Origin of the sequence: Mycobacterium sp. (assembly GCF_032159565.1) — a bacterium.
Classification (GTDB): domain Bacteria; phylum Actinomycetota; class Actinomycetes; order Mycobacteriales; family Mycobacteriaceae; genus Mycobacterium.
This window is the reverse complement of the sequence record NZ_JAVHWR010000095.1, coordinates 1-4,697: the sequence shown is the minus strand read 5'-3', so window position 1 is coordinate 4,697 and position 4,697 is coordinate 1. Positions and strand designations below refer to the sequence as shown.

General features: G+C 65.0%; 4 protein-coding genes and 1 pseudogene. 1 reads left to right on the top strand and 4 read right to left on the bottom strand.

What is annotated here, in order from left to right; all coding sequences use genetic code 11:
* The first annotated feature begins 116 nt into the window (after positions 1-116).
* On the top strand, positions 117-1,499 hold the full coding sequence (locus QOC76_RS11700) for an NAD(P)/FAD-dependent oxidoreductase (protein ID WP_526357001.1): 1,383 nt from the start codon (positions 117-119) through the stop codon (positions 1,497-1,499).
* A gap of 40 nt (positions 1,500-1,539) precedes the next feature.
* Here the strand turns inward: QOC76_RS11700 and QOC76_RS11695 are convergent, their stop codons facing one another.
* The 4 genes and pseudogenes from QOC76_RS11695 to QOC76_RS11680 form a co-directional block, all read right to left on the bottom strand.
* Positions 1,540-2,199: a methyltransferase domain-containing protein gene (locus QOC76_RS11695; RefSeq protein WP_526357000.1), complete on the bottom strand. Its 660-nt coding sequence runs from the start codon at positions 2,197-2,199 to the stop codon at positions 1,540-1,542.
* Between the two features lie 80 nt (positions 2,200-2,279).
* Positions 2,280-3,116 (bottom strand): alpha/beta fold hydrolase, encoded by an 837-nt coding sequence (locus QOC76_RS11690; RefSeq protein ID WP_526356999.1) that lies wholly within the window; start codon positions 3,114-3,116, stop codon positions 2,280-2,282.
* Positions 3,117-3,464: 348 nt separating this feature from the next.
* Positions 3,465-3,731 (bottom strand): annotated as a pseudogene (locus QOC76_RS11685) (IS481 family transposase); the annotation flags it as partial.
* A 326-nt stretch (positions 3,732-4,057) separates the two neighbouring features.
* Positions 4,058-4,390, bottom strand: a complete 333-nt coding sequence (locus QOC76_RS11680; RefSeq protein WP_526356998.1) for a hypothetical protein — start codon at positions 4,388-4,390, stop codon at positions 4,058-4,060.
* Between the last annotated feature and the right edge of the window lie 307 nt (positions 4,391-4,697).

Sequence of the window (4,697 nt, the reverse complement as noted above, 5' to 3'; positions counted from 1 at the left end):
ACGCCTCGTTCCAACGCTTTCTCGGGCCTTCCCCCGTCACGCACAGTGCCTCACAAGGACACTGGACAGGTACACCGTGATGAGCTTGATGTTGGCGACTGCGAAAAGGAGACGTGATGGGTGGCGGCCGGACGAGGGTGCTGATCATCGGGGGCGGATTCGGTGGGTTGTTCTGCGCGCGCAGGCTCGGGCGTGTCGATGTCGACGTCACGTTGCTCGATCGCGCCGCCTGCCACGTGTTTCAGCCGCTGCTCTACCAGTGCGCCACCGGAACCCTGAGCATCGGGCAGATCAGCCGCTCGCTGCGCGAGGAGCTCGCGCGTCACCACAACGTCACCACCCTGCTAGGCGAAGCGGTGGACCTCGACGCCGATGCGCACCGGATCACCGCCCGCCGCCCCGACGAGTCCACCTTCACGATCGACTACGACGTACTGATAGTCGCCGTCGGAATGCGCCAATCTTATTTGGGTCATCAGGAATTCGCGCAGTGGGCGCCAGGGATGAAGACCCTCGACGACGCGTTGAGCGTCCGGCGCAGACTGTTCGGCGCATTCGAGATGGCCGAAACCTTGCCTCCGGGGCCGGAGCGCGACGCGTGGCTCACCTTCGCGATAGCCGGTGGCGGCCCCACCGGTGTGGAGCTGGCGGGCCAGATCCGCGAAATGGCAACCCGGGCCCTGGCCAAGGAGTTCCACAGCATCGAACCCGAGGACGCGCGTGTACTGCTTTTCGACGGGGGCAGCTGCGTTCTCGGCAGCTTCGCGCCCGCCCTCACCGACAAAGCCACCACGATTCTGCAGCGGCTCGGCGTTGAGCTGCACATGGGTGTGCACGTCACCGACGTGCGGCACGACGGCGTGACCGTCACACCGAAGACGGGCGGCCCACCTGAAGACTTCGCGGCAAGGACCGTGCTCTGGACGGCGGGCGTCGAGGCCGTGCCTTTCGCACGGCACCTCGCCAAGGTGCTCGACGTCACATCCGACCACGCCGGACGCATCGAAGTGGAAGCCGACCTGTCCGTGGCCGGGTATCCGGAGATCTTCGTCATCGGTGACCTCGTCGGTCGCGACAAACTGCCGGGAGTCGCCGAGAATGCGATGCAGGGCGGACTCCACGCTGCCGCTTGCGTTCGTCGTGACCTTGCCGGCAAACCGCGCCGGCCCTATCGCTACCGCGATCTGGGCTCCGCGGCCTACATCTGCCGTGGGCATGCCCTGCTGCAGGCCGGCCCGGTCAAACTCGCCGGGTTCGTCGGATGGCTGGGATGGGGACTCATTCACATCGCGTTTCTCACTGGCCTGGAGAATCGCATCAGCACAGTCGCCACCTGGCTTGCCTCCATCGCACGCGCGCGCCGCACCGACCGAACGTTCACCCTCGGTAGCACGACGTCGCCCGAGCACCCGTACACCTGGTTGAAGTTCATGCACCCCAACATGCTTGACGCGCCACCTGATTCGGACGGGGCGACGCCCACTCATCGAATTTCGTGAGCGCTTCTTGTTGGGCTCGGTGAAGTCGACGACGTCCAGATCACCGAGTCGCCCGTCCGACGACCAGCGGGCGGACGATGGAAGGCATGCCGCGCCACACGTCGTCGTCGGCTGCGATGGAGAACCCGCAGTCGCGCATCAGCTCTGCGGTCGCGCGGTTGCAGTGACAGCCGCCTGCGAAGCTGCGCCATGGTCGGAGCAGGAAGTCCTGACAGGCCGCAAGAAACCGCGAGCTCGCACGCACGTGTTCGACGAACAGCAACTGCCCGCCGGGGCGAAGCACGCGGGCGATCTCGCCCAGAGTGCGTTCGGGGTCGTTGACGGTGCACAGGACAAGCGTCGAGACCACGGTGTCCACTGACGCATCGGCCAGCGGAAGCCGCTCCGCAGGCGCGTCAACGATCCGCGCGACGCGCCCAAGCCGCCCCAGGCGGCGCGCGAGTCTTCGGCGCATCGCCTCGTCTGGCTCGGTAAGCACAAGCTCACTGATTGCATCGGGGTAGTGCGCAACGTTCAGCCCGGTCCCGGCGCCGATCTCGACAACCCGCCCGCGGGCGTTGCCTAAGAGCGCGCTTCGGCGGCCGCGCATGCCTGCCAACTCACCGAGCCACACGAACGGGTCGTAGAGCCGGGCCATGACTCGCAGCCACGCGCTCGACGGTGGGCTCGCCTGAAGTTCGGTGCCGGCAATATTCGTCATGCCGCGAACCTACGGGCGGCCACCTTGTGGGCGCATCGCTGGAAGCGGCCATCTTTCCGCGGTGGCCGATTCCGGTTACGTCAAAGGAGTCCGAGGCGCGCGGCCTCCGCCACAGCGGCCGTCCGAGAATTCCGGCCCAGCTTGCGGCGGATGTTCGCGACGTGACGGTGAACGGTATGCGAGCTGAGCACCAGCTGCTCTGCGATCTCGTGATCGCTGAGGCCGCGCGCGACGCAAGCGAGGACCTCGCGCTCCCGGCTGGACAGCAGCACCTGCTCCGGCCCGCTCCCATCGGTCTCCGACGACTGCCCCGGTGCCGGCGCTTGGCGGCACACGCGGACGACGGAATCGACATCTCCATGCCAAGGGAAGTGCGCACTTCCCCGCACCGGGACAAACGTCGCGCCCGGAATCGCGGCCGCCACCTCACGCCCGAGCCGAAACGGTACGGCGCGGTCGTCGCGGCGATGCACGACCAGCGCCGGCCGGCGGATCAGAGGGAGATACTCGCGTACGTCGAGGCGATACACGAAACGCAACAACGCGGCAGCGGTCTCGGCGGTGGCCGCCTCCCGTTGGAATCGTGAAAAGCGCTCGTGCTCCGCAGATTCGGCACCACCGAGGAACATGTCACTGAGCACGCGCGAGCCGAGTCCCCAATGCGCGCGCACCGCCGCGAGAATCGCATCCGCCACACGCGGAGCCGTAATCGCCGCGCCGTCGGCATATGACCCGTACAGCACCAAGCGCTCCACGCGCTCCGGATACGCTGCGGCGAATGCGATTGCGGTGCAGCTTCCGCACGAACCGCCCACGAGCGAGACGCGCTCGAGCTCGAGTTCGTCGAGGAGCGCACGTAGCGTTGCGACTTCCCCGTCGATGGTCAGGTCCGTATCTCGCACCGTGCGGTCCGACATACCGACGCCGAGCCGGTCATAGCGGATAAATGTGTTTCCACCCGCTACGCCTTCCCAGAATCGCCGGAAGCCTGCGCTTTGCCAGTCAAGTTCAAGGTGACTCACCCACCACGCCGGAGCCACCAGCGGTGGACCGTCTCCGCGCACCTCGTACGCCACCCGGCGGTCACCAAGTGGGAGGAACCGGATCGCAGACTTCGCCAGCATCACCTCGAGCCTACGGCGAGCACGGCACCGGCAACGCTGATTGGCGAGGCCCGAAAAATCGCTCTGACGTGGGGCGTGTTCAGAGCCGGTTGATCGTTGACGGTTCTATGTCTGTTGATCCCTGACACTCTGTGTTGTGTGTTAGGACTCGGTGTTAGCGCGTAGGGCCCGTTTGGTTCGTACCTCGCCGGTGCTGGTGCGCGCTGCGGTTTAACCAGTTGGTCGCCGACCCAGAACCGCAGCACCTCGCCGTCGCCGTGAACCTCGCAACGTTGCCCACCGTAATGGCGGCCGATGCAGACTTGCTGCCAGGACATCGCACACGATGCCGTTGGCGCAGACTCGCCGGCTGACCCAATCCTCACCGCTGCGGTTACGCTGGCCGGCCGCGGAATTCGACGGTGGTGATCTCGCGAGTCGACCGTTCGGCGGCTGTACGCGCTGTCGATGAACCGGTCCGCGTTCCCCGACTGCGCCACGCAGCCGGTGATGCCCGAGACCGGCACCATCGTTGGAGAGGTGTGCCATATATACGGGCACAGAACGACGGCGGTCGTAAATTTCTGAGGTCGCAGACCGACGAGTTGGAACAGGGGTGTAGGGAACGAAGTCGTCAACGAAATACGCGTCGCCGGTGGAGACGTCGGCTATGCCGTCGAGTCACGTTCGTCTAGCACCGAGTATTACCGGTCGAGGAGCTGTCGCAAATACGGATCGCCCATGAGGGCTGCTCGTTAGTGTTCGGACCCGTCCCCGAATGGAACAGATCGTGGGGAACGGCATCTGTTCAGCCGGGCCGCGATGTCCGGCCACACCGCCAACCCCGTCATAGGCCGCGGGGTGCGGTCGAACTCCTCCGAGCGCAGCAGATGGACGCGGGCCATGAAGTAGTCCGGATTCGCCGAATCGAAGACCACCACTTTGACAGTGTCGTCTAGTTCGAGCTTTCCAATGAACTCCACAAGTTCTGCGACGAGGTTCGGATCGAAGAGATTCAGTCGCGGATTGTCGAGGGTGACGTGGTGATAGCCAGGCGCGGGTTCCGACAGCGTCAGTAGGTTGGTCACCGCTGCGGCTTAGGCCAATCGCTTGGAGAACGCCAGCGCGGCCTTGGCGACGTCGGGCCAACCGTGATCGATGACCAACGAATGCCCACGATCCTTGATTTCTACGTACTCCGTCGCTTCTGGGTTCTTGAGTTGCTTCTTGTAGCTGCCGTGGGTGAACGCCCTCGGAGCGGTCGTGTCCTTGGTACCGGAAATGATCAGTATCGGACCGCGATTGGGAATCTTGACGTCGACGGCGCAGGCCTTACTGAACTGAAATTGGCCAAACCGGCTTGGAACACCAGACCATTCAGCTTGCTATCGCATT